Annotated in this window: 26 protein-coding genes; 13 read left to right on the top strand and 13 right to left on the bottom strand. The window is 71.9% G+C overall.

All coding sequences use genetic code 11. From position 1 onward, the window contains the following. The first annotated feature begins 64 nt into the window (after window positions 1-64). Together K6I34_RS38590 and K6I34_RS08580 are read left to right on the top strand one after the other, a co-directional pair. Window positions 65-463 (top strand): GNAT family N-acetyltransferase, encoded by a 399-nt coding sequence (locus tag K6I34_RS38590; RefSeq protein WP_308293977.1) that lies wholly within the window; start codon window positions 65-67, stop codon window positions 461-463. A 435-nt stretch (window positions 464-898) separates the two neighbouring features. Beyond that, a complete protein-coding gene (locus tag K6I34_RS08580; RefSeq protein ID WP_229323841.1) occupies window positions 899-1,594 on the top strand; it encodes a pyridoxamine 5'-phosphate oxidase family protein in 696 nt (231 codons plus the stop codon). A gap of 60 nt (window positions 1,595-1,654) precedes the next feature. On the opposite strand, the gene K6I34_RS08575 is transcribed toward K6I34_RS08580, so the two are convergent. Then, the gene (locus tag K6I34_RS08575) at window positions 1,655-2,653 is read right to left on the bottom strand and encodes a TIGR04222 domain-containing membrane protein (protein WP_229323839.1); all 999 of its coding nucleotides are present in this window, start codon (window positions 2,651-2,653) and stop codon (window positions 1,655-1,657) included. A gap of 263 nt (window positions 2,654-2,916) precedes the next feature. On the opposite strand from K6I34_RS08575, the gene K6I34_RS08570 reads away from it, so the two are divergent. The 3 genes from K6I34_RS08570 (at window position 2,917) to K6I34_RS08560 (ending at window position 5,207) form a co-directional block, all read left to right on the top strand. Further along, window positions 2,917-4,272, top strand: a complete 1,356-nt coding sequence (locus K6I34_RS08570) for an erythromycin esterase family protein (RefSeq protein WP_229323836.1) — start codon at window positions 2,917-2,919, stop codon at window positions 4,270-4,272. Between the two features lie 255 nt (window positions 4,273-4,527). Next, window positions 4,528-4,698: a hypothetical protein gene (locus K6I34_RS08565; protein WP_229323834.1), complete on the top strand. Its 171-nt coding sequence runs from the start codon at window positions 4,528-4,530 to the stop codon at window positions 4,696-4,698. Between the two features lie 26 nt (window positions 4,699-4,724). Continuing rightward, window positions 4,725-5,207 (top strand): tyrosine protein phosphatase, encoded by a 483-nt coding sequence (locus K6I34_RS08560; RefSeq protein ID WP_229323832.1) that lies wholly within the window; start codon window positions 4,725-4,727, stop codon window positions 5,205-5,207. Between the two features lie 182 nt (window positions 5,208-5,389). On the opposite strand, the gene K6I34_RS08555 is transcribed toward K6I34_RS08560, so the two are convergent. From K6I34_RS08555 to K6I34_RS08540, 4 genes are all read right to left on the bottom strand, one after another. Beyond that, window positions 5,390-6,235 (bottom strand): hypothetical protein, encoded by an 846-nt coding sequence (locus tag K6I34_RS08555; protein WP_229323830.1) that lies wholly within the window; start codon window positions 6,233-6,235, stop codon window positions 5,390-5,392. A gap of 20 nt (window positions 6,236-6,255) precedes the next feature. Next, window positions 6,256-7,587: a serine hydrolase domain-containing protein gene (locus K6I34_RS08550; RefSeq protein ID WP_238488464.1), complete on the bottom strand. Its 1,332-nt coding sequence runs from the start codon at window positions 7,585-7,587 to the stop codon at window positions 6,256-6,258. Between the two features lie 106 nt (window positions 7,588-7,693). Then, a complete protein-coding gene (locus tag K6I34_RS08545; protein WP_229323826.1) occupies window positions 7,694-7,912 on the bottom strand; it encodes a DUF397 domain-containing protein in 219 nt (72 codons plus the stop codon). After that, entirely contained in the window at window positions 7,903-8,766 is an 864-nt protein-coding gene (locus K6I34_RS08540; protein WP_229323825.1) for a helix-turn-helix transcriptional regulator, read from the bottom strand. Before K6I34_RS08540 ends, K6I34_RS08545 begins: the two co-directional genes overlap by 10 nt. Before the next feature lie 184 nt (window positions 8,767-8,950). On the opposite strand from K6I34_RS08540, the gene K6I34_RS08535 reads away from it, so the two are divergent. Then, on the top strand, window positions 8,951-9,334 hold the full coding sequence (locus K6I34_RS08535; protein WP_229323823.1) for a DUF6415 family natural product biosynthesis protein: 384 nt from the start codon (window positions 8,951-8,953) through the stop codon (window positions 9,332-9,334). Further along, the gene (locus K6I34_RS08530; RefSeq protein WP_229323821.1) at window positions 9,331-9,765 is read left to right on the top strand and encodes a DUF6302 family protein; all 435 of its coding nucleotides are present in this window, start codon (window positions 9,331-9,333) and stop codon (window positions 9,763-9,765) included. Before K6I34_RS08535 ends, K6I34_RS08530 begins: the two co-directional genes overlap by 4 nt. Here the strand turns inward: K6I34_RS08530 and K6I34_RS08525 are convergent. Together K6I34_RS08525 and K6I34_RS08520 are read right to left on the bottom strand one after the other, a co-directional pair. Continuing rightward, window positions 9,722-10,909, bottom strand: coding sequence for an acyl-CoA dehydrogenase family protein (locus tag K6I34_RS08525; protein WP_229323819.1), 1,188 nt, complete (start codon window positions 10,907-10,909; stop codon window positions 9,722-9,724). The two genes, K6I34_RS08530 and K6I34_RS08525, sit on opposite strands and share 44 nt — an antisense overlap. A gap of 185 nt (window positions 10,910-11,094) precedes the next feature. Then, window positions 11,095-11,910, bottom strand: a complete 816-nt coding sequence (locus tag K6I34_RS08520) for a phosphatase PAP2 family protein (RefSeq protein WP_229323817.1) — start codon at window positions 11,908-11,910, stop codon at window positions 11,095-11,097. A 143-nt stretch (window positions 11,911-12,053) separates the two neighbouring features. Here K6I34_RS08520 and K6I34_RS08515 point away from each other — a divergent pair, with 143 nt between their 5' ends. Continuing rightward, window positions 12,054-12,254: a hypothetical protein gene (locus tag K6I34_RS08515; protein WP_229323815.1), complete on the top strand. Its 201-nt coding sequence runs from the start codon at window positions 12,054-12,056 to the stop codon at window positions 12,252-12,254. A gap of 95 nt (window positions 12,255-12,349) precedes the next feature. Next, the gene (locus tag K6I34_RS08510; protein WP_229323814.1) at window positions 12,350-13,597 is read left to right on the top strand and encodes a serine hydrolase; all 1,248 of its coding nucleotides are present in this window, start codon (window positions 12,350-12,352) and stop codon (window positions 13,595-13,597) included. A gap of 83 nt (window positions 13,598-13,680) precedes the next feature. Here the strand turns inward: K6I34_RS08510 and K6I34_RS08505 are convergent, their stop codons facing one another. Genes K6I34_RS08505 through K6I34_RS08490 form a run of 4 tightly spaced genes read right to left on the bottom strand, consistent with a single transcriptional unit; the run spans window position 13,681 to window position 16,890 of the window. Continuing rightward, window positions 13,681-14,901, bottom strand: coding sequence for a beta-ketoacyl synthase (locus tag K6I34_RS08505; RefSeq protein ID WP_229323812.1), 1,221 nt, complete (start codon window positions 14,899-14,901; stop codon window positions 13,681-13,683). Beyond that, entirely contained in the window at window positions 14,898-15,137 is a 240-nt protein-coding gene (locus K6I34_RS08500; RefSeq protein ID WP_229323810.1) for an acyl carrier protein, read from the bottom strand. Before K6I34_RS08500 ends, K6I34_RS08505 begins: the two co-directional genes overlap by 4 nt. After that, a complete protein-coding gene (locus K6I34_RS08495; RefSeq protein ID WP_229323808.1) occupies window positions 15,058-16,083 on the bottom strand; it encodes a 1-acyl-sn-glycerol-3-phosphate acyltransferase in 1,026 nt (341 codons plus the stop codon). Before K6I34_RS08495 ends, K6I34_RS08500 begins: the two co-directional genes overlap by 80 nt. A 15-nt stretch (window positions 16,084-16,098) precedes the next feature. Continuing rightward, entirely contained in the window at window positions 16,099-16,890 is a 792-nt protein-coding gene (locus tag K6I34_RS08490) for a GNAT family N-acetyltransferase (RefSeq protein ID WP_229323806.1), read from the bottom strand. Between the two features lie 359 nt (window positions 16,891-17,249). On the opposite strand from K6I34_RS08490, the gene K6I34_RS08485 reads away from it, so the two are divergent. Together K6I34_RS08485 and K6I34_RS08480 are read left to right on the top strand one after the other, a co-directional pair. Then, window positions 17,250-17,426, top strand: a complete 177-nt coding sequence (locus K6I34_RS08485) for a DUF5993 family protein (RefSeq protein ID WP_229323804.1) — start codon at window positions 17,250-17,252, stop codon at window positions 17,424-17,426. Next, window positions 17,426-18,061 carry a disulfide bond formation protein B gene (locus K6I34_RS08480; protein WP_229323802.1) on the top strand — a complete coding sequence of 212 codons (636 nt, stop codon included), beginning with the start codon at window positions 17,426-17,428 and terminating at the stop codon, window positions 18,059-18,061. The genes K6I34_RS08485 and K6I34_RS08480 overlap by 1 nt, the downstream gene beginning before the upstream one ends. Window positions 18,062-18,146: 85 nt before the next feature. Here the strand turns inward: K6I34_RS08480 and K6I34_RS08475 are convergent, their stop codons facing one another. After that, a complete protein-coding gene (locus K6I34_RS08475; protein WP_229323800.1) occupies window positions 18,147-19,769 on the bottom strand; it encodes a phospholipase D-like domain-containing protein in 1,623 nt (540 codons plus the stop codon). 343 nt (window positions 19,770-20,112) lie between these two features. Here K6I34_RS08475 and K6I34_RS08470 point away from each other — a divergent pair, with 343 nt between their 5' ends. After that, the gene (locus K6I34_RS08470; RefSeq protein WP_229323845.1) at window positions 20,113-21,144 is read left to right on the top strand and encodes a tetratricopeptide repeat protein; all 1,032 of its coding nucleotides are present in this window, start codon (window positions 20,113-20,115) and stop codon (window positions 21,142-21,144) included. Between the two features lie 113 nt (window positions 21,145-21,257). Further along, window positions 21,258-22,313, top strand: a complete 1,056-nt coding sequence (locus tag K6I34_RS08465) for a polyprenyl synthetase family protein (RefSeq protein ID WP_229323843.1) — start codon at window positions 21,258-21,260, stop codon at window positions 22,311-22,313. 31 nt (window positions 22,314-22,344) lie between these two features. Here the strand turns inward: K6I34_RS08465 and K6I34_RS08460 are convergent. After that, on the bottom strand, window positions 22,345-22,776 hold a 432-nt coding region (locus K6I34_RS08460; protein WP_229323798.1), incomplete at its 5' end, for a hypothetical protein.

Genomic DNA, 22,776 nt, shown 5'->3' with positions numbered 1-22,776 from the left:
GTCCCATACTGACCAGGCCCCACCGGGCTCGCCCCGCCCCCGTTGCCGAAGGAACCACCGCACCATGCCCATACCCGTCGTCCTCCACGGTCGCACCGTGCGGCTGGAGCCGCTCGACGAGCAGCACATCGAGGGCTTGGCCGCCGCCGCGGCCGAGGACCACAGCAGCCACCGCTTCACGCCCGTGCCCAGCGGTACGGCGGCGACGCGCCGCTACGTCGCCGAGGCCCTCGCGGCCCAGTCGGCCAGCAAGGCTCTGGTCTTCGCCACCGCCCGGAACGCCGACGGCCTGCTGCTCGGGTCCACACGGTTCTGCGAGCTGGACTACTGGCAGGGGCCGGTGCCGCGGGCCGCCCGCGCCGCGCGGCCCCGAGGGCGACCCGCTCACCGCCGTCCCCGACGCCGTCGAGATCGGCGGCACCTGGCTCTCCGCCCGCGCCCAGGGCACGGGCGCCAACGCTGAAACCAAGCTGCTGATGCTGCGCCACGCCTTCGAGATCTGAGGCGTCCGCCGTGTCTCCCTCCGCGCCGACGCCCGCAACGCCCGCTCGCGCTCGGCGATCGAACGGCTCGGCGCGACCTTCGAGGGAACCCTCCGCGCCCACACCCGCGGCCTGAACGGCGCGGTGCGCGGTACGGCCTTCCACTCGATCCTCGACGAGGAGTGGTCCGGGATCCGGACCCGGCTCGAACAGCGCGTGGCGACGCGCCCCCACGCGCGGCCGCGGGGGCACTCTCTGGTCCCGGCCTAGTTCCGCCGCTCGCGCCGGACGGGCTGGACGTACCGGACGGCCGATCAGCGCTGGCACGATGCCGTTCCTTCTGTTCCTCTGGAAACCGGGTCGCCGGGCCGCGCCACGGGCACGGCCCGGCGAGGTGCGTCTGAGGAGGAGCGGCCGTGCAGGGCGAAGGAGTGCCGACCGGCGGTGCGGCCGGTGCCGCCGCGAACGGTGGTGACGGTGATGACGGCGTCGCCGCGCGCGCCTCGCTCCGGCGCGAGCAGCTCGGGCTGTCCCGGGAGGAGGCGGCGAGCCGGGCCGGGATGTCCGTCGCCTACCTCGACCAGTTGGGCAGGATCGGCTACGACTTCGACCCCGGCGCCCTCATGCGGCTCGCCGCCGTGCTGCAGATGCCGTACGACGAACTCGTGACGGGCCGCCGGGACGCTCCTCCGGGCCAGGGGACGGCGGCCGCTCACCCCGTGCTGATGCGGCTGGCGGAACGCGAGTGCTGGGAGAGGCTCGGCACGCACGGCATCGGGCGTCTGGGCCTGTCGACGGAGGCGGGCCCGGTGGTGCTCCCGGTCAACTTCCTGGTCGACGGGTGCGCCGTCGTCTACCGGACGGAGCACGGCGGCCCCGCAGCCGTCGCTGCGGGAACCCTGGTCGCCTTCGAGGCCGACCACATCGACGAACAGCTGAGCAGCGGCTGGAGCGTCCTCGTCACGGGTGCGGCGGAACACGTCACCGACCCCGGCACGATCCGGTCCCTTTCGGAACGGCCCGGCGCGCGGCCATGGGCCGGGGGCAAACGGGACCTGTGGGTACGTGTCGTCCCGGGCGAGGTGAGCGGCCGGACCATTCGCGCGGTGTGAGGGTACGGGCCGACGCGGCGGCTCGACGACGGCCACCGCCCGGCCGTACCGGAGCAACGCTCAGCCTCCGCAGCCGCCGCATCCTCCTCCGCACCCACCGCCGCACCCGCCACCGCCGCAGCCACCGCAACTGCTGTGACCGCCACCGCCACCGTGATCGCCACCGTGACCATGCCCGGTGCCGCAACCGCAGCTGACGACGGCGAAGCCCGCGGCACCGCCGCTGGCCGCGCCGACGGTGGCGGTACGGGCGTTCCTCGGCCGCCGACGCGTCCCGAACTCACCGAAAAGCGCGCGTACTTCCTCGTCCTCCAGGCCGGGCACCTCGTCGGCCCGCCGCAGCACGAACGGCTTGAGCCGGCCGACGGTCTCCGCGTCGAGGCCCACGTCGCCCGTCGGCCAGGAGGTGTCCTCACCCAAGGACACAAGCCATGCCCGGCCGGCTCCGGTCGGCTGCCCGGGCCTGTGGAGCCGGAAGCCGACCAGCGGCACGGACCCGAGGGCCAGCAGGAGGACAAAGGCCGACAGGGCCCACAGTCCGCCGGTTCCGGTGACCGCGGCGAGGGGTACGGTCACCACCCCGACGACCAGCGCCACCACCAGCATCCACCCGTGGAACACCCGGGCCCGGGCCAGCCGGGGATCGGGAAGGGGACGTTCGGACGCGGTGAGCAGCCCCTGCCGGGCCAGCCGGTCACCGATGGCCCGGATCGCCCGGCCGCGCAGGATTTCCCTGCTCATCCCGCCCAGTTCCCGCCGACGGGTGTCGCCGACCAGAGCGATGATCGCGGCTTCGACATCGTTCCTGGGCGCGGGATCGGTCACCGTGAGGGTGCCGGAGCGCGACAGGATCAGCCTGCCCCCGATCCGCATGACCACCAGGGCGGTCAGCGCCGCGCGCGGCGCGCCGCCGCCGAGATAGGCGGCGTCGTACAGCGAGAAACTGTGTGCTGTCAGAGTCTCGGGAGGCGAGGGCCGCGCCGCCGGCTCGCCCCCGCGCAGCCGCCAGGCGCCCACGGCCACGAGTACGCCGCAGACGAGAAAGGGTATGGCCCACATCAAGTCCCCCTGGGTCTCGGGGCGGTCGGTACCACGCTCGGCCCTCGGCAGGAGCCGGAGCCCCGCCCGGGAGTGCGCGGTTGCAGCCAGTGTGCCAGGGCCTGCGCCCGTACCGGACCGGTCGTGCGCCTGACCCTGGAACCCGGGTCATGGGGTTATCCCCCGGGAAGGTGTCGGGCCGCCCCCAGCGCGCCGGGGCCGCCACGCACGTGACGATCTTCTCAGCAGCGTTTGACGCCACGCACGTTGAGGAGTGATCGCACATGATCGGCAATGGGAAGCGATTCGCGGTGGCGGCTCTCGCCCTGGCCGCGACGCTGACCCCCGCGGCGGCTGCGCACGCGACACCGATGGCGTCCGCGTCGGCCGTCTCGTCGGCCGTCGCATCGGACCCCGGCCGCGCGCTGGACAGCATCGCCCGTCCGCTGCGGTCCGCGGAGCCGGGCACCGGCACGGCCGATCTGCACGCCCTGGGGGTGATGGTCGGCGACGCCAAGGTGGTCGGCGTGGGCGAGGCCACGCACGGCTCGCACGAGTTCTTCGCCCTGAAGGACCGGGTCTTCCGCTACCTCGTCGAGCAGAAGGGATTCACCACCTTCGCCCTGGAGATCAGCTGGTCGGCGGGTCTGCGGATCGACGACTACCTCCAGCGCGGCGACGGTGACCGCGACGCACGGCAGGTCGTGCACGAGGCGATGGCCGGATCCCCCTGGGATCGTGAGGAGTTCGCGACCCTCGTCCAGTGGATGCGCGACCACAACCGCCGGCACCCCGACCGCCCGGTCCGCTTCCTGGGCGACGACATCGGTGCGCCCAGGCTCGATGAACGGGTCTTCGACAGCGTCACCGACTACGTCCGGCGGACCCGTCCGGAGTCGACGTCGCGCCTGAACGAGCTCCTCACCGGTCTGCGCCCGCTCGACGACGCCATCGCCTACCTGGAGCGGCCGCTCGCGGAGCGGCAGCAGAATGCGGCCAGAGCAAAGCAGGTGCTGGACCTTGCACAAGGCCAGAGGTCCGGAGGCGGCGAGGACTTCGAGTTCGCGCTGCAGAACGCACGCAACATCGCCCAGACCTACACCTTCCTGAGCGTCGACCTCGGCGACCAGGGATCGTTGACCGCCATGCAGCGCTACCGCGACCAGGTGATGGCCGAGACCACGGCATGGTGGCAGCGGCGCACCGGCGGCAGGGTCCTGCTGTCGGCCCACAACGACCACGCGGGCTACGCGGCCTCCGATCCCACTACGTACCCGAAGACCCAGGGCTCGTTCCTCCGCGACGCCCTGGGCGCGGACTACCTGGCCATCGGCACCACCTTCGACCGGGGCTCCTTCCTCTCCAAGGGCCAAGCGCTCGGCGGCGAGTGGAAGAAGTTCACCGTCGGCCCGGCCGGTCCCGGCACGAACGAGTACACGCTCGACCAGGTCCGGTACCGCGACTACTACGCCGACCTGCGCAGGGCCCCTGCCGCCGCCCGCAGTTGGCTGAACATTCCGCGCCCGGCATACAGCGTCGGCACGCAGTACCCGAACGACAAGACACCCGAGATCGCCATCGGCGGGACATACGACGTCCTGGTCCACCTCCACACCGTTCGGGAGGCGGACAAGCTGTAGCGCCCCGGCGTGAACCGGACGGCTGCCGGCCACCGGGCCGGGCCCCGGCCGCCCCGGCCGGCGACAGCACGCCGACTTCCAGCGCTGGACGGGGAACCACGGCAGTAATATGATCTTGGTCCCGGGCTGTGCTTCTACTCGTTCTTCGAACAGTGCCAGCACCGGACGGCCTGCGCCCTCTGCGATTTCCGCGCCCCTGAGGAATCGGCGAAAGCCCAACTCGTCGAAGCCAAGGACAATGCGCAGCGCATACCTGTGAGCATTCCGCTCACCGGAGAGGAACGCGCCGCCGTCGACGACGGCCAGAGCGCCCTCGATCGCCTGCTCGAACACCTCGCTGAGGTGGCCACCTCAGCCGACCCGCCCCCGAGCGAGCTCCGCGCCGAACCTGGTCGCCCCTGCCCTGGCTGTCCGATCACCACCTGACTCCACCGACCGAAAGTACCGCTGACATGCGACCCGCCCTCTTCACCATCGACATCCCCGGCCCGGGACGACTGAGCACCATGGCCAGACCCCGTGGCAACGAATGGCTTGAGGACGAGATGGCCGCGCTGAAGGACTACGGCGTCGACGTCCTGGTCTGCGCGCTCACCGGACCCGAACTCGACGAACTCGGCCTCGCGGACGAACCCCGGGCAGCCGCGGCGGCCGGGCTGCAATTCGTCGCGATACCCATCCCCGACCGCACCGTCCCCGACCGCACCATGGTCCTGCCCACCCTGCACGAACTGGCCGAACGGCTGCACGGCGGCGCACACGTCGTCACCCACTGCCGAGCCGGCATCGGACGCTCATCCCTCCTCGCGGCCGCACTCCTCATCCTCAACGGCGTCGACCCTGACACCGCCTGGAACCGGATCGAACGAGCTCGCGGGCTCGCCGTCCCGGACACCGCTGAGCAGCGAGAGTGGACGATGAAGCTGCTCAAATAGGCGTGATGTCGACACAGCGGGAGCCGGAGCCCCGCCCGGGAGTACGTGGTTGCAGCCAGTGTGGCATGGCGCCTCCACCTGCACCGGACCGGTCGTGACGGACCTCGCGTCACACCGGCGACCGCCCGCAGCTCGTCGGCGAGTTCGCCGGGAGGAGGGTGGTTCCCGTTGCAGGCGGGGGTTCATGGGGCGAACTCCGCGAGGACCACGGTGGCGTCGTCGTGTGTCTTGAAACGTGGCCAGCGCGTGCGGGTGGGGTCTGTTCGTTCGACTGTCCTGGTCCCGGCGATGAGGGCGGCCGGGCCTTCATGCTGGAGGGTGTCGAGGAGCTGGGCCCAAGTGAGGAGGCGGAAGGTGTCGACGAGGCGGCTCGCGCCGTCGGTGAGCAGGGCCGCGCGGTGGACGGTGGAGATCCGGCACGTGCCGGTGAGGGCGTGATGGGCGGCTTCGGGGACGGTCGAGGCGATCCAGTAACCGTCGGACCGGTTGCGCAGTTGCCGGTGGAGCTCCGTGAGCCGTGCGACGAGTGCGGCGGGGTCGGCCGGTGTCCCGTCGGCGAGCGCGGCACGGAGGTGGGTACGGGCCAGGTCGTCGAGAGTGGTGTCGGTGATCACGCGGATGCCGGTGTCGCCGAGGTCGAGGACGAGGGAACTGTCGGAGAGGACGAGATGGTCGAGCAGGCCACCGCGTCGGCGGATCATCGCGACGGTGGCGGCGGGTGCCCACGGCGGGCCCGGGGCACAGGTGGCGCGGTGCAGAGCGGCGACGTCGGCGATGGCCTGGAAAAGGGCTTCGGAGAGGGACCGGGAGGAGTCCGCGGAGAGGTCCAGGAGGCGGCTGCCGAGGTGGTGTACGTACCACGGTGTGCCGTGGGCACAGCCGGAAGAAGCACCGCAGGAGCCGCCGGAGGGGCTGCTCGGGGGCTCGGACACCCCGTCGAGGACGATGGCGGCGTGGGGGCCGGTGAACGCGGCGTCCTCGTTCACATCCTGCTCCGTGCCGGGTGCCGATGCCACCGCTACGCGCATGCCGTTCCTTTCTCGGGCGGTCAGCCGACTTTGGGGATGGAGGAACCTCCGACCAGGACATGGGGGGTGCCGTCGGGGAGCCGGTAGAAGGTCCATGCGCGCGGGTCGCGGTGGGCGTGGTCGTGTCCGGCGAAGACGGTGCGGGTGACGGGGACGAGCCGGGTCCTGCGCGGCTGGAAGGCGGCGATGGCGCTGGCGTAGCGGGGGAAGGCCCGCAGTCCGTTGCGGTCGGCTTCGACGCGGACGACGGAGAGGATGTTGCGGTAGGTGCCGGTGAGCGGCACCACGTCGACGTCCGGTGGTGAAGGGGGCACGACGAGCCGGGGGATGGTGAGTCCGGCCAGCTCGTCGAGGAGCGCGCCGCACAGGTCGGTGCGCAGGGCCAGGGAGTCGCCTCCGTTGGTGAGCAGGGCGATGGCCAGCCGCCGGTCCTGGACCAGGTACAGGAACGCGTACTGGCCGGGGCCATGCCCGGCGTGCCCGTACACCTCGCGCCCTCCCCAGCCGTACCGCAGCCACCCCAGGCCGCGGTGCTCGGCGGTCCAGTGGTCGGGCACCTTGGCGTACGGTGCGCGCATCGCGGCCGCCAGGGCACACGGCATGATCCCCGCGCCGTCGTGCAAGTGCGCGTGGGCGAAGGCGAGGAGGTCGGCGACGGTGGTGCGGATGCCCCCGCCGGGCCCCGCCGAGCGCGGCGGCTCCAGACGCCATACATACGGCGCGTCGAAGTCACCGGCATGTCCAGGACTCAGGCGCAAGCCCCGCGTCTGGGCAGGCAGGGTCACGGTGTGCCGGAGGCCGAGGGGGTCCAGCAGCCGTTCGCGCAGCGCGCTGTCCCAGACCTGTCCGGTGACCCGTTCGACGATACGTCCGATGAGGACGTAACCGCTGTGGCAGTACGAGACGGTGGCGCCGACCGGATGGCACTGGCCGAGCCCGGCGCAGGCGGTGACGTAGCGGTCCAGACAGTCGTCCCCGCCGCCGGTGTCGGGGAAGAACCCGCCCTCGATGCCACTGGTGTGGCCGAGCAGGTGCCGGACGGTGATCTGTCGCGCGGCACGCGGGTCGGCCAGGCGCAGCTCCGGCAGGACGTCCAGGACCGGGGTGTCGAGGGACAGGAGGCCGTGGCCGACCAGTTGCATGACGAGGGTCGCGGTGAACGGTTTGGTGAGCGAAGCGATCTGGAACAGCACGTCGGTGGCCATGGGGGCGCCGGTGACCAGATCGAGCACACCGACCGCCAGTTCGTGTGCCTCGCCATCGACCAGCACGCCCAGGCAGGCTCCAGGCACTCGATGAGTGCGGATGAGATCACGGCATCGCGGTTCCCATATGGACCGGTCAAACGGCATATCAGTGGCTACCCGGCGACAGACACCCCTAAAACCGGACCCGCACGGGCCACTGGCGCACACGGACAGCCCGAGCCCACTCGCCGTGATCGCAACGGCTGTAGTGCTAGGTGGACAGATCGCCGTGGGTGGCCACGACGGCGGTCACGAACCGGCCCCAGGCCGCGCGCGGGACGACGACCGGTGTGCGGCTCGTGTCCTTGGAGTCGCGGACCGGCGTCACACCCGGGTATTGCTCGGCGATCTCGACGCAGCCGCCGCCGCCTTGACTGTGGGTGCTCTTGCGCCAGGAAGCCATTGTCAGGTCGGGTCGGGCTATGGGCATGGGGGCAACTCCTCAACGGTCTTGCGAAGGAAAGCTCTCGATTCGTCCGGCGCAAGGGCCAAGTCATGTAGGTGGTCGTAAAGACGGGTGAGCTCTGCGACGGAGGTCTGGTTGGTCGTGAACTTCCCCAGGCGACCAATCGCCCGATGTGCGAGAGGGCTTGACCGAGGGCGACCGATGATCGTTGCGAATCCCTCGTACATGAAAATGCTGCCGATGTGGAACGGCAGTAGGCGGAGTTCGACATTTGGGTCGTGCGATCTTTTGATGAGATGAAGCAGTTGCTCTCTCTTGACCCGGGTGTCGCCCGCCATGGTGTGCAGTGCGGATTCCCACATCACGACACGGAGCGTCGGTGGCTGCGGCTTGCGCAGAATCGCCCGCATCTTGGCTCGGTAGTCGATCTTGTCTTGCAGGTTTCCGCCGTAGAACGGCATACCGGCTTCCAAGGCCAGCTGCGTGTGCTCCTCCGTCTCCAGCATGGCTGGGACGAATCCGGTGATCTGCCGGATCGTAGCCGCTTTCGATTGCTCTCTGAGGTATCGCGCGATCCATTTGGCATCAGGATTGTCGTCCAGCTCATCCCGGAATCTCCACAGGCGTCCACCTGCATCGAGGGCGTCATCGATGCGGCGAGTCACGTCACGACGTGGCACGTGGCTGCCGTTCTCGAAGTGGGAGATCGCCGTGGGCGACAAGGCGACCGCCTTGGCGAGCTCGGCCTGTTTCCAGCCCTTGGCGAGACGGTGTTCACGGATGGCGTTCCCCAGCTCGGCGACCCGGACCAGGTATGAGTCAAGTGGCCGTAGGGCTGCCATAGTTGTATCCCCCAGATGACTGAGTACGTCGCTCAAGCCCTGAACGTGGTCGAGCATAGGGGGCCGGGCAGATACTGGTCAGCGGAACCGGACGCCCTGGCTCTCGGCGCCTGACGCTGTGATGCCCGTCGAGCGGCACCGCACACGGAGAGGTTCAGGCCAACTCGGGCGCCCCATGGTTCCGGCTGCCCCCACGTTCCGCTCCAAGGAGACATCTGCCATGCCCGTCGGAGGACGACACCTCGACACCCAGCCGGTCCGGAGCCAGTACGCCGAGATCGAGCACATCATCGGCCTCGTCCTCGGCGCGGCCGGCTCGCCGCCCGCAGGCGTCGTCGAGGCGTCGACGCTGAAACTCCGCCGCTGCATCGACACCCTCGCTCCCCGGGTCACGCACGACGCCCGGGAACTGCTGCTGCCCGGCGACCCCCGCCGTACCGCCGTCGAGGAGGTCGCCGACGAGGCCGTTCACCGCGCGCGGAACGTGGGCCCCGGCTGTGGGCTGGAGAGCGCCTTCGCCTACTGCCGGGGGCTGGCGCGCAGCGTCCGGGAGCTGCGCGATCTCCAGCGGGCACTCGCCCGGGTCAGGGACGACGGCCGGTGACCGCTCCGTCGCTCCCGCCGCTCACCGTCCTGCCCGTGACCGCCGCGTACGACTACGCGTACTTCCGCGACCTGCTCGCCGACCCCTCCGTACTCGCGACCGGCGTCGCCGTCCGCATCGCCCGCGTGCCCCTGCTCGCCGTCCCCGTCGGCGGGCCGCGGCGCGGCGGCTACTTCCCCGTCCCGAACGTGACCGTCGGCCTGGCGGTGCGCGGGCTCCTCGCGCACCGTCCCGGTTTTCCGGCGCCGCGGCTGCGGTGGGCCCCGTACCGCGACACGTGCCATGTGGTCGAGTGGGGCGACGTCCCTCCCGTGGACGACGACGCCGCCCGCGGGCGCTTCTACGGATACCGCGAGACGGCGATAGCCGCGTTCCTCTCCTCGCCGGTCAGCGCCGCACCCTCGGCATCCCCAGTCCGATCCAGGAGATGATCTCCCTCTGGATCTCGTTGTTGCCGCCGCCGAAGGTGAAGATGACCGCGCTGCGGTAGCCGCGTTCGAGTTCGCCGTGGAGGGCCGCGGCGGCGGAACCCTCCTTGAGGGGAGCCGTCGCGGCGACGATCTCCATCAGCCAGGCGTAGGCGTCGCGGCGGGCCTCGGAGCCGTAGACCTTGGCGGCGGAGGCGTCCTGGGGGGTGAGGGTGCCGTGCTGGAGGGCGTCGACCATCTGCCAGTTGAGGAGGCGCATCGCCTCCAGCCGTACGTGGGTGCGGGCGAGCCCGGTGCGGACCCAGCCGAGGTCGAGGACGCGGCGGCCGTCGGACAGGCGGGTCCGTGCCGCCCACTCGCGTACGTCGCGCAGGGCGCGGATCGCCGCGGTGCCGTGGGCGGCGAGGGTGACGCGCTCGTGGTTGAGCTGGGTCGTGATCAGGCGCCAGCCCTTGTTCTCCTCGCCGACGAGGTTGCGCACGGGCACCCGGACGTCCTGGTAGTACCCGGCGGTGGTGCCGTGGGAGGCGAGCGTGTCGATACGGGTGCAGGAGTAGCCGGGCGCGTTCGTCGGGACCAGGAGGATGCTGATGCCGCGGTGGGGCGGGACGCCTTCCCGGACGGGCGTGGTGCGTACGGCGAGCCAGATCCAGTCGGCGCTGTCGCCGTTGGTGGTCCAGATCTTCTGCCCGTTGACGACGTACTCGTCGCCGTCGCGCACGGCGCGGGTCCTCAGCGAGGCGAGATCCGTACCGGCGTCGGGCTCGCTGTAGCCGATGGCGAAGTCGATCTCCCCGGAGAGGATGCGGGGCAGGAAGTACGACTTCTGCTCGGGGGTGCCGTATTGCATGAGCGTGGGGCCCACGGTGTTGAGTGCCATGAGCGGCAGCGGCACCCCGGCCTGTGCGGCCTCGTCGAAGAAGACGAACTGTTCCGCGGGGGTCATGCCGCCGCCCCCGTACTCCTTCGGCCAGCCCACGCCCAGGCGGCCGTCGGCGCCGAGCCTGCGGATGGTGTCGCGGTAGAAGCGCTTCTGCCGGGCGGGGTCGGCGTGCCGGGCGCCCGCGTCGTCGGGGACCAGGGCGGCGAAGTACTCCCGCAGTTCGGCGCGCAGCTTCCGCTGTTCCGGGGTCTGATCGAGGTCCATGGGCCCTCCAGGGTCTCGCCGACGCTGCGGGTGACGGCGGACACGGTAGAACCCGTTGCAGAAATTCGGAAGGCTGTGCCTCAGAGCCCCTGGGGACGGCTGAGGGCCGGTCGCCCCCGGCGACCGGCCCTCAGTTCTGGCGTAATACGTGGGATACGCGGAATACGCGGGATACGCGGGTTACGTCAGCGTCGGCCCGCGTGCCTGCGGTGACGTCCCCCCGCGGCGGGCGGCCCGCCCGCGCGGCGGCGGGAGCGCGGCACGGCGCCGTGGGCGTGACCGTCGTGACCGTACGCGTGCTCCTGGGCGGCGTCGTACTCCTCTTCGGCGAGCTCGCGGGAGAGGCCGTAGCGCTCCATCAGCGGCACCTTGTGCAGCCGGGGCAGCAGCCACGCGTGCCAGACACCCGTCACGAAGAGGATCGCGGAACCGGCGATCAGCACGGAGCCGAGGGTGTCCGTCGGGTAGTGGGCGCCCACGTACATGCGGGAGAAGGCGACGAGCAGCACGGCGAGCACGCCGCAGACCACGACCGTCCGCCGGTGGCGGGTCTCACGGAGGAGGAAGTACGCGGCGACCACCGCGGCGACCGTGAAAGCCGTGTGGCCGCTGGGGAAGCTGTTGGAGCCGATCTCGGGGTCGAGCATGAACTGGCGGGGCGGCCGGGGACGGGCCACGATGGCCTTCGCCACCTGGGTGCTGTTCCACCCGACCGCGACGACGAGGAACGTGGCCGCGGCGCGCATCGGCCGCTTGCGCACGAACAGCAGCCAGCCGCTCCAGAGCGCGAGGATCACCACGCCCGCCACCGGCGAGGCGAGGGCGCTGATCCCCTCCATCACATGGTTCAGCCACGGGGCACGGAGATGGGTCTGGATCGTGCGGTCCAGCTTGAGGTCGTGCGGCTGGATCAGGCGGGTGTGCGCGGCGACCAGTCCCAGCGTGATCGCGACAGCGAACAGCAGGATGGAGTTGCGCAGCCAATGGCGCACGTACGGCATGGGTGGGGCGTCCTTTGTATCGGTAGGGCGGTACCGGCACGGCAGTACATCACGCGGGTGACGGGGTACGTGCCGCGCGGGGTCGACGGCACGGCTGTACGGCAAAGCTACACGTGCCGCCCACCCAACGAACGGTCGCGACGGTGCGTTACCGTACGCATACGGAAACGGCATCGACGGAGGGCAGAGCACTGACCGGCAGCACATCCGGAACCGCGCGGCGGGGGCGGCCGGAGCTGCCCGAGGACCCGCGAGAGCGGCTCGCCGCCGTCTGCGGGCTCGGCCGGGAGCAGGCGCTCCCGGCCCACCGCACGCTGCTCCCGGGGCGCCCGACCATGGCCTGATTCCGCCCCCTTGCGAGCAACCGCACTCAACCGGAACGGTGTTGACGGAGTCCTGCCCGTCGTACACACCAACCGGAGGGGAAAGGCTGCATCGCATGACGGTTCGCACGGTATGCACGGTACGCACGGTTCGAAGAGCACTGGTGGGCGCGCTGGTCGCCGCCACGGCGACCGCGACGGTCCTCACGTCGTCCGCATCGGCCACGTCGGCATCGTCCATCTCATCCGCCTCGGCACAGGACCGCGCCTCCGCCCTCCGCGCCGCGATGGAGGCACAGGTGAAGGGCGGGGTGCCCGGCGTGCTGGGGCGGACCGAGGACGGCGGTGACGTCTGGCAGGGGTCGGCGGGGGTCGCGGACCGCGACACGCAGCGGCCGCGGCAGGCGCAGGACCGCTTCCGCGTCGGCAGCATCAGCAAGGCGTTCACCTCGGTCGTCCTGCTCCAGCAGGAGGCGGAGGGCAGGATCAGCTTGGACGACACGGTCGACCACTGGCTGCCGGGCGTGGTGCGGGGCGGCCACGACGGACGCGCGATCACCGTGCGCCAGCTGCTCAACCACACCAGCGGGATCTTCAACTACACCCAGGATCCGGCCGTCGTCGCCGCGCTGACCACGGACTTCCAGCGGCATCGCTTCGACACCAAGACGCCCCGGCAACTGGTGGACATCGCCATGAAGCACGCGCCGGACTTCCGGCCGGGCGAGGGCTGGAACTACTCCAACACCAACTACGTGCTCGCGGGCATGATCGTGGAGAAGGTCTCCGGGCACTCGTACGCCACCGAGATCGAGCGCCGCGTCCTCAAGCCGCTGGGCATGCGCGCCACCACGCTCCCCGGCGCCTCGCCGTGGATGCCGAACCCGCACGGGCGCGCCTACAGCAAGCTGGAGATACAGCCGGCACCGGACGCGAAGATCTACGACGTCACCGACTTCAACCCGTCGTGGGCCGGAGCGGCAGGCGAGATCATCTCCACCACCGGCGATCTCAACACCTTCTACCGCGCGCTCCTCGGCGGCAAGCTCCTCCCCCAGCCCCAGCAGCGCGAACTGCTCACCACGGTGTCGACGCGCGGCCGGCTTCCGGGTGCCTCGTACGGCCTCGGGGTCTACGCGCAGAAGCTGTCGTGCGGGGTGGACATCTGGGCCCACGGCGGCGGCATCCCCGGCTCCGCCTCCATGGTGGCCGCCACCCCGGACGGCAAGCACACCGCCGCGTTCAACTTCAACGGCGACTGGTCGGGCGACTCGAACGCCCTGCTGGAGGCCGGGTACTGCGGCAAGGTCCCGGAGGACAACGGCAAGCCGGGCCCGGCAGCGGCGATAACCGCGCTGCGCTGACCCCGTAGCTGAGATAGGTGAGAGGGGCCGGCCCGGGCACCCCGGCCGGCCCTTCGGCACGGCGCTCACGCCGTACTGGGCGCTCACGCCGTACTGAAGGCCAGGACCGCGTTCTGGCCGCCGAAGCCGAAGGAGTTGCTGACCACCGTGGCCAGCCGCACCCGGCGCGGGGACGTGCGGACGACGTCGAGAGGGAGGTCGGGGTCGGGGTTGTCGAGGTTCGCGGTGGGCGGTATCAGCTGGTACTGGAGGGTGAGGACGGCGCACGCCGCCTCGATGCCGCCCGAGCCGCCCGCGGAGTGGCCGAGGACGCTCTTCGGCGCGGTGACGGGCGGCGGGGTGCGGAACACCCGGGCGAGGGCGCGGTATTCGGTGAGGTCGTTGATCCTCGTGGCGGTGCCGTGGGCGTTGACGTGGTCGACGTCGCCGGGTGCCAGATCCGCGTCGGCCAGCGCCGCGCGCAGGGCGTCCGCCGCGCCCCGCCCGTCCGGGTGCGGGGCGACGGTGTGGTGGGCGTCGCAGGAGGCCCCGTACCCGCGCAGCAGGGCCCTGGGCCGGACGCCGCGGGCGCGGGCGTGGGCGGGGCGTTCGAGGACGAGCACCCCGGCCCCCTCGCCGAGGACGAAGCCGTCGCGGTCGGCGTCGAACGGCCGCGAGGCGCCTTCCGGGTCGTGGCCGCGGGCCGACAGGGCGCGCATCTGGTGGAAGCCGACGGCGGTGCTGCGGGCCCGCAGTGATTCGCTGCCCCCGGCCAGGGCGATGTCGCAGCTGCCCGCCCGTACGAGGTCGCGGGCCACCCCGATGGCCGTGGCACCGGAGGCGCAGGCGGTGGAGACGCCCAGGTTGGGGCCGCGGGCGCCGAGGTCGAGGCCGACCTCGCCCGCCGCCATGTTGGGGATGCTGCGCATGATCGCCATGGGTGAGACGCGGTCGGGGCGGCCCGCGGCCATCCACGCGAACTCCCGGTCGTAGTGCTCCATGCACGCGGTGCTCGCGCCGATCACCACGGCGACCCGCAGCGGGTCCCACGCGGTGGTGTCGAGACCGGCGTCGGCGACGGCCTCACGGGCCGCGGCCAGGGCCATGGCGCTGAACCGGTCCAGCCGGGCCGCCGACCGCCGTCCCAGCGCGGCGGCCGCGTCGAAGGCGCTCGCGCAGGAGAAGTCGACCGGCAGTCCGGCCAGCAGCGGGTCCCTGGCGGCACGGCACTTGCCGGCCAGCAGGCCCTCCCAGGTGGCGGCCACCCCGACGCCCGCCGGGGTGACGAGCCCCAGGCCGGTGACGGCGACGTCGCCGTTCGTCATCGTCCGGCCGTCGGCGCGGACAGCAGGTCCGCGGCCTCGGCGAGGGTCAGTGTGCTCAGGCCTTCGAGCGGAAGCCCGGCGTCGGCGTGTCCGTCGAGCGCGACGGCCAGTTCCACCAGGGCCATGGAGTCCAGGGCGAGCTCCGCGAACGTGCGCTCAGGAGCCAGCCGTTCGGGATCGACACCGATGCGGGTGACGAGGGCTTCGGTCAGGGTCTCGTAAGCGCTGCTGCTCATCGTCGTCCTCCGCCATCGATTCGTTCGCGACAGGTTCGTTCTCACGGGAATTGCGTGCGCAACGGGTGCACACCGCGTGCGGTACGGCGCAGGCGCAGTGCCGCAGCGAGCAGCGGAGGGACACCGGGCCGTGGGCGTCGACCGCGCGTTCGGCGAGGGCGGCGAGGCCGCGGCGGTCGAGTGCCGCGCCCGGGGGAATAAGGGGCAGAACGGTGACGTCGACGGCCAGCCCGCGGATCGCGGCGGTGTTGCGCAGGGACTCCGCGGCGGTCATGGAACCCACGTAGGAAGCGGCGGTCGTGAGCGTACCGGCGACGTGGTAGCGGAGGGCGACCGGGCGCACGGCCGCCCCGGCGTCGAGAGCGGCCTGGAACACGGCGGGACGGTAGCGGCCTCCGGCGGCGCCGCACCAGGTGGTGCCCTCGGCGAACACGGCGACCGCGTCGCCGTGACGCAGCGCCTCGGCGACGCGCGCGACGCTGTCCGGCAGCGTGGACAGCCGGTCGCGGTCGACGTAGAGGCTGCGGCCGATGGCGGCGATCCAGCCGATGACCGGCCAGCGGCGCAGATCGGCCCTGCTCACCAGGCGTACGGGCAGGACGGCGGGGAGCACGGAGACGTCGAGCCACGACGTGTGGTTGCCGACGACCAGCGGGGCCACGGGGCCTGTGGGGGCATGCGCTCCGCGGATCGTCACCGTCCAGCGGACGCCCACCGACCGCAGGACGCCGCGCATGAACCAGCGGTACGCGCCGTCCGACACCCGGTGTCCGGCGAGTCTCGTCAGGGCCAGCAGGGGCACGTGGGCGAACAGGAGCAGGAACGCGGCGATCCGCGCCGCCCGGCGCAGGTGTCCGACGGTCGGCGGTGCGGGGCACAGGCAGCCGCGCCCGCAGGGGGAGAGCGGCCGCCAGGGCGCGACGGCCGCGGGGCACGGAGCCGTCATCCGCTCATCCCTCACTCATCCTTGGCTCATCCTTCGCAGCAGGCGGAGGTAGTCGGGGTGCACGCGGTCCAGGGACAGCAGGACGAACAGGTCGGCGGCGTCGAAGGCCGCGTCGTAGGCCGGTGGCCCGCAGACCCGGGCGCCCAGGTGCAGATAGCCCCGGAGCAGCGGGGGCAGGGCATTGCCGGGGTCCCCCGGAACGCCGCCGGGACTCCCTGGACCGACGCGGGCCCGCCAGGGGACGTGGGGACTCACCCGGTGCGGGAGGGGCGCGTAGTGCCGCTCCCGCACCGTCCGCCAGGCGAGGGCCGCCCGGCTGCCGCCGTCGTCAAGGGGGATGGAGGCGCAGCCGCACAGCCAGCACAGTTGACGCCTCGTCAGATAGGTGAGGATGCCCGCCCACAGGACGAGCATCACCGTGCCGTTGCGGTGGCTACGGTGGACGCACGCGCGCCCGGCCTCCACGAGGTCATCGCGCAGGGGCGCGAGGGCGCCGAGGTCGAACTCGCCGTCGGCGTAGAGCTTCCCGGCGGCGCGCGCCGCCCGCGGGGGCAGCAGGCGGTAGGTGCCGACGAGTTCCCCGGTGGCCGTCGCGTGGACGACGACGTGGTCGCAGAACGCGTCGAAGGCGTCCACGTCGCGGCCGTCGGCCCCGGTCACGGCGCCGACGCCGAACTCCTCGGTGAAGACGGCGTGCCGGAGCCGCTGCGCGGCGCGCACGCCCGGTTCGTCGGCGGCGAGGGTGACCTCGTAGCCGCCGGGGGACGCGGGGTCTCCCGTACGGGCCAGGACCCGTGTTCCGTTCATCGGAGGCCGGGACCGGGAGAGCCGCGCTCAGGAGTGTCGCGGTCGGTGGCGGAGACGGTCACAACGGCTCCTTCCGTCAACAAGGAGCGTCAACAAGGAGCACGATGCCCAGAGCTCGCGGCGGGATGCGCCCATCCGGCAGAGTTCATCTGAAGGTGCGAAGCACGCCCCCTGCCGACCCCGATCCGGTCACCCACGGAATCGGCCGGGCGTGAAGCCGAGCCGACAAGGCCGACCGGTCCGATGCCGCCGGGTGCCGCCAGGTGCCGCGCGGCGCTTACGCTGATCGGGCGGAGCACCGGGAGTGTCCTCGCGGTGCTCCCGCCGGGGGGCGGCCGCCGTCAGTACGGTCCGCCGCTGTGGACACACTCATTTTCGCCGGCTTGCTGGCCCTGGTGATCGCCCTGTTCAGACAGGCCCCGGGGCGCAGAGGGCGGATGATCGTGCTGGGCTCGTGGTGGGTGCTTCTGGTCGTGACCCTTTTCCTGCTGGCCCACCACATCACCAGCAGCCTGAAGCTGGGACTGAGCTACTGATGACGACCGCGCAGACCGTCTCCCCCGCCGAGCCCCACCCTGCCGGCCTCCTGGCGCAGGCTCAGTTCTGGTTCGCCTGTCTCTTCGCCGTCGGCTGGACCGCCGTGGTCTGCGGCGGGCTGTCCGTGCAGTTCGGTGCCTGGGACTATCCATGCCCGCTGTGCATGGTGCAGCGGATGTTCATGCTGCTCGCCGCGCTCGGCGCCGGGTACGTCGTACGCCAGGGCATGCGCGGCACGATCACCGGACGCGACTACATGACGGGCTGGGGCCTGTCCGTGGTGGCCTGCATGGCAGGGGGGTTCGCGTCCTGGCGGCAGACCATGCTCCACATCCTGCCGGGCGACAAGGGCTACGGCTCCCCGGTGCTGGGGCTGCACCTGTATGTGTGGGCGTGGGTGTTGTTCATGCTCTCGATGGTGGCCATCGGCGTCGTCATGGCCTTCGCCCACCTCACCGCGGGCCCCACCGTCCCGGCGTTCCCGCAGCGTACGGCCGGCATGCTCGTACTCGCCTTCGTCGCGCTGGTCACCGCGGTGAACCTGGTCGCGGTCCTCTGTCTGGAGGGCTTCCACTGGTTCCTGCCGGACGACCCGCGCCGCTACCAGCTCTTCTACGACCTGGGGATCCTCTAAACAGAGACAGAGACAGAGACAGGGGCTCCTGCCCCGCGTCCGTACGGGACGCGGGGCAGGAGCCCCTTCGTTCATCCGGGCCCGGTCAGCCCTGGCACACACCGCGCTCGTAGTCGAACGTGGCGCCCGCCTTCGAGTACTGCCACTGCGGCGCGAGCAGCTTCGTGTTCAGCTGCTTGGCCGCCTCCGGGCTCTCGACGATGTAGCCGAAGTCCTGGAGCCACGAGGGGTACAGGTTCTTGGAGCCGATGTAGAAGGCCGAGTCGTCCACGGAGACCAGCTTGTGGTGCTGCGCGTACGGCTTGCCGTCGGCCCACTTGGCGCTGTCGGAGCTGCGGGCGGTCGCGAGCTGGAGGTTGCTGCACATCGCGGCCTTGGCGCCCTGCTGCCCGCCGGGGAGCAGCGCGAGGCGGTTGCGGATCAGGTCACTGACCTCGGACAGCGACTTGATCTGCGAGTAGCCGCCGCTGCCGACCGCGCCGCGGTTCTCCGGGTCGCTGACGACGATGCGGACCTTGACGCCCGCGGCCAGCTTCGCGGCGAGGGTGTCGTAGAGGCGGACATCGTAGCGCGGCAGGGGCGGACAGGTCGCGTTGAGGTCCTGCTGGGAGATCTCGACGTGGCTCTTGGCGCTGGCGACCAGCGCCCGCAGGGCGCTCTCCTCGGGGTTGGCCGTGTCGTAGTCGCGGTCCGCGTTGGTCCTGTCGGGCAGGCCGACCACGCACTTGGTGTCGGAGGCGCTCGGCAGGTCCGGGCGGAAGGCCGAGGACGCGTCCTTGTCCTTGATGCCCACGCCGAGGCCGCCGACGGCGATCACCGGCACGTTGCCGGTGGCCGGGACGGACTTGGGGTTGGCGTCCTTCTGCAGCGTCGGCATGCAGTCGGCGCCGTTCGACGAGGCGAACCAGACGCTCGCGATGTTGCTCTTGTTCTGGCAGGTCCAGGACCAGAGCTGGTCGAGGTAGCGGCCCGCGGAACCGGCGGCGGGGCCGGTGAGGGCGAGGTCGACGTCGGACACCGGGTGCGCGGTGTCGATGTAGTCGTCCTTCCAGCCGTTGATGCCGCCGGTGACGGCCGACTGGCCGTCGACGACCAGGAGCTTGGAGTGGTTCCAGGAGAACGCCGTCTTGGACGTGGTCATCGACGCGACGTTCAGCGTGATGTTGCCCGCGGCCTTGCCGAGCTTGCTGTTCAGCTCGTCGCGGTACTTCGACGGCACGACGTTCATGTGGTAGATCGGCGCGGCGCCGACGAGGATGCGGACCTTGAGCTTGTTGCCCGCCTCCGCCGAGGACTTGAGGCCGGCGACGATCGCGTCCTGGAAGGCGCCGTTGGGGAACGGCGCCAGCGTGGAGATGTCGACCGTGCGCGTCGCCTTCGAGATGTTCTCGGTCATCTTGGCGAGCAGCCGCTTGGTCCCGGGGCGCTCGGCGCACTTGTCGTCGCCCCAGCAGCCGGGGGTCTGGAGCAGCCAGTCGGTCGGGTCGGCGGAGGAGGCGTCCAGCTTGTTACCGCTGGTGCGCTCCCACACGTCGCCCTCGAGCCCCGGCGAGACCTGACGGAGCGTCTGCTCGACCGCGTCGAGGTGCGGGGTGGCCGAGTCGGCGGCGAAGGCCGGGGTGGTGGGCAGTACGGCCAGAGCGACCGCGGAGGCTATCGCGGATCCTGCGAGCCGTCGGTTCGAACGGCGGGCGCGGGTACGGGACAACGTCGCATCCTTACGGGGGTGGGGGTGGCTCAGGATCAGGTCCTGATCAGGACCTGAAGCTACCAGTCCGGACGGTGTTGATGATCATCCGGCTGAACGGTGTGCAACCCCCTGCGGGGCTGTCCGGGAATCGTGCTCCGGTCTCTTGACATTTGCCCAGCCGGTGTTCTGACGGCCCGTCGGCTGGGTCCCGTACATCTCACGTATGACATCCCGCCCCCGCACCGGTCTTCAGATGTACAGGACACCGACTCCGGGGCGGATTTCCCCGGCCTGTCGGCCGCCTAGCGTCGTTGATCAGCGGCTCACCGCCGTCGATGAACCCGAAGTGAGGCAGGCAGGCATGTACGGCAAGGCATTCGCGCCCGAATACCGGGGCTCCCTGGGCAACCTCTCGGTGAACGCCTCGCTCGAGGAGGTGCTGGCGAAGGCCCTGGAGCGGCGCCGGGAGGCCGAAGCGGCGGGCACCGCGCCGGAGTCGGCGCACGCGGGGCTGGCGGCCGCCGAGGCGTACCGGCGCCTGGGCCGTACCGAGGAGGCGGAGGCCGCCTGGAAGGCCAGCTACCGGGCGGCCCGGGAGGCCGGTGACCTGGGGGCCATGGCCTGGGCGGTGTGGAGCGGCGGCACGCTGGCCCGGCAGCGCGGCGCCCTCGCACTGGCCCGGCGCCGGCTGTCCCTGGCGGCCGAACTCGCCGAGCGGGGCGGGGATATCGTGGCGCGCGGCTACTCACTGGCGGGGCTCGCCGAGACGGGCCGGATACAGGGCGACTACCAGGCCGTGGGCGAGCTGCACGAGAAGCTGCTCGCGGAGGCCCGGCGGCGCGGCGAGGCCCGGCACACCGTATGGGCGCTGGAGGGCATCGCGCAGATGCACCGCAACACCGGCGCGTACGACAAGGCCCTGGCCATGTTCGAGGAGGCCGCGGAGATCGCGGACAGGGCGGACGACGCCCGCGGGCGCGCGTGGGCACTGCGCGGCATCGCGGACGTGCTCTCGCTGCGCGGCGAGACGGACCGGGCGCTCGGCCTGCTGGCCGGGGCCGAGGCGATCTGCTCCCGGATGCGGCTGGTCAGCGCGCTGGCGTACAACCACAAGATGCGCGGCAACGTCCTTTTCCGCGCGGGCCGGTACGCCGAGGCGGAGGACTGCTACAGCGGGGCCCTGGAGGAGTTCCGGGCCATGGGCGAGCCGCGCGGCGAGGCGCTCGCCCGGCTGGGGTGGGTCAAGGCCCGCGCCCGGCTGGGCCGTGACCGTGCCGAGACGGCGGCCGACCTGGACGCGCTGCACCGCGCGCTCGGCTCGCTCGGCCTGCAGCACGCCCGCGAGATGGTCGACAAGGCCCGTGCCGAGCTGGGCGTCCTGACCGTGGGCTGAACACGGGTCGCCGAACGGGCCACTGCCCGTAACAGGTCGCCGGACGGGCCACCGCCCGCGTCCGGCACCGGTCCACCACCAGCGCCACCACAGGGGGAAGAAACCCGATGACCATGCACGCCGGACTCCGGACGATCGCGACCGCGCCCCGGATCAGTGCTCTCGCGCGCAGCCGGGAGCTGGTCGAACCCGCGCTCAGAGCGGCGGTGGAGAGTCTGCACCCCGAGCCGCGCCGGATGGCCGCGTTCTCGTTCGGCTGGTGCGAGGCGGACGGTACGCCGAGCAGCGGCAACGGCGGCAAGGGCGTGCGGCAGGCGCTCGCCGTGCTGGCCGTCGAGGCGGTGGGCGCGCCGGTGGAGCATGCCGTGCCCGCGGCGGTCGCGGTCGAGCTGATCCATACGTTCTCGCTGATCCACGACGACGTCATGGACGGTGACGAGCGGCGGCGGCACCGGGACGCGGTGTGGAAGGCGTTCGGCACCGGGCCCGCGGTGCTGGCGGGCGACGCGCTGTTCGCGCTCGGTGTGCGCACGCTGAGCGAGGCGGGCGGGGAGCACGGCGGCCGGGCCGTCGGTCTGCTCGCCGGGACGCTGGGCGAGCTGGTGCACGGCCAGGCGGACGACCTGCTGTTCGAGACGCGGCCGTGGACGGGCCCGGAGGCGGTGGGCGTCGCGGAGTACCGGGACATGGCGGCCCGCAAGACGGGTTCGCTGCTGGGCTGCGCGATGGCCCTGGGCCCGGCGCTCGCGAGCGCGTCCCCGCCGGTGGTGGGGACGTTCGCGGAGGCCGGGCGGCTGCTGGGGATCGCGTTCCAGGCGGTCGACGACGTACTGGGCATCTGGGGCGATCCGCTGGTGACGGGCAAGCCCGTCCACAGTGATCTGCGCCGGGGGAAGAAGACACTGCCCGTGCTGGCCGCCATGGCACTGGACGGGGCGGCGGCCGCCCGGCTCGCGCGCCTGCTCGGCTCGCCGGGCCCGCTGTCGGCGGCCGACGCGGAACGCGCGGCCGTGCTCGTGGCGGACGCCGGCGGGCGGGAGTTCGCGCTGGCCGAGGCCCGCCGTCAGGTGGCCGCGGCGCGCGACCGGCTCGGCGCGGTCGCGCGCGTGGACGGCGCGGTGGACGAGATCGCCGAGCTCTGCGCGTATCTGCTGGAACGGCAGGTATGACCGGCGCCTGTCCGGGCCCGGCGGTGGCGGGTCAGTCCCAGGGGTTGGCGCGCTGGTCGTTGATGGCGGTCCACAGGCGGGTGTTGGCGGGCAGGTTGCCGTAGGCCCAGAACGTCCAGCCGCCGGTCTGGCTCAGGTCGGGCCCGTAGTGGCCGTCGTGGAACTCGGCCATGCGCCAGCCCGCGCCGAACTCGGCCTGGCAGACGCTGTCGGCGGCGTTCCTGCTGTTGAGGCGCGAGCCGCGCACGGGTCTGCTGGCGGCGACGGTGCCCTGGGCCCAGCCGGTGTAGAAGCCGGGGGTGATGCCGTCGGGGACGGGGCTGCCGTCGACCTTCAGGCAGAGGACGGGGAGCACGGCGCTCGCCGGGGTGTCGCCCTGGTAGGGATTGCTCGGGGTGCCGCCCGGGCCGCCGACCTGGACGGTGCCGTCGGGTCCGTCGGCCATTTTGGCCCAGGTCATGCC

The organism is Streptomyces sp. UNOC14_S4 (assembly GCF_020740835.1).
Classification (GTDB): Bacteria; Actinomycetota; Actinomycetes; order Streptomycetales; family Streptomycetaceae; genus Streptomyces.
This window is presented reverse-complemented; position numbering and strand designations above follow the sequence as displayed.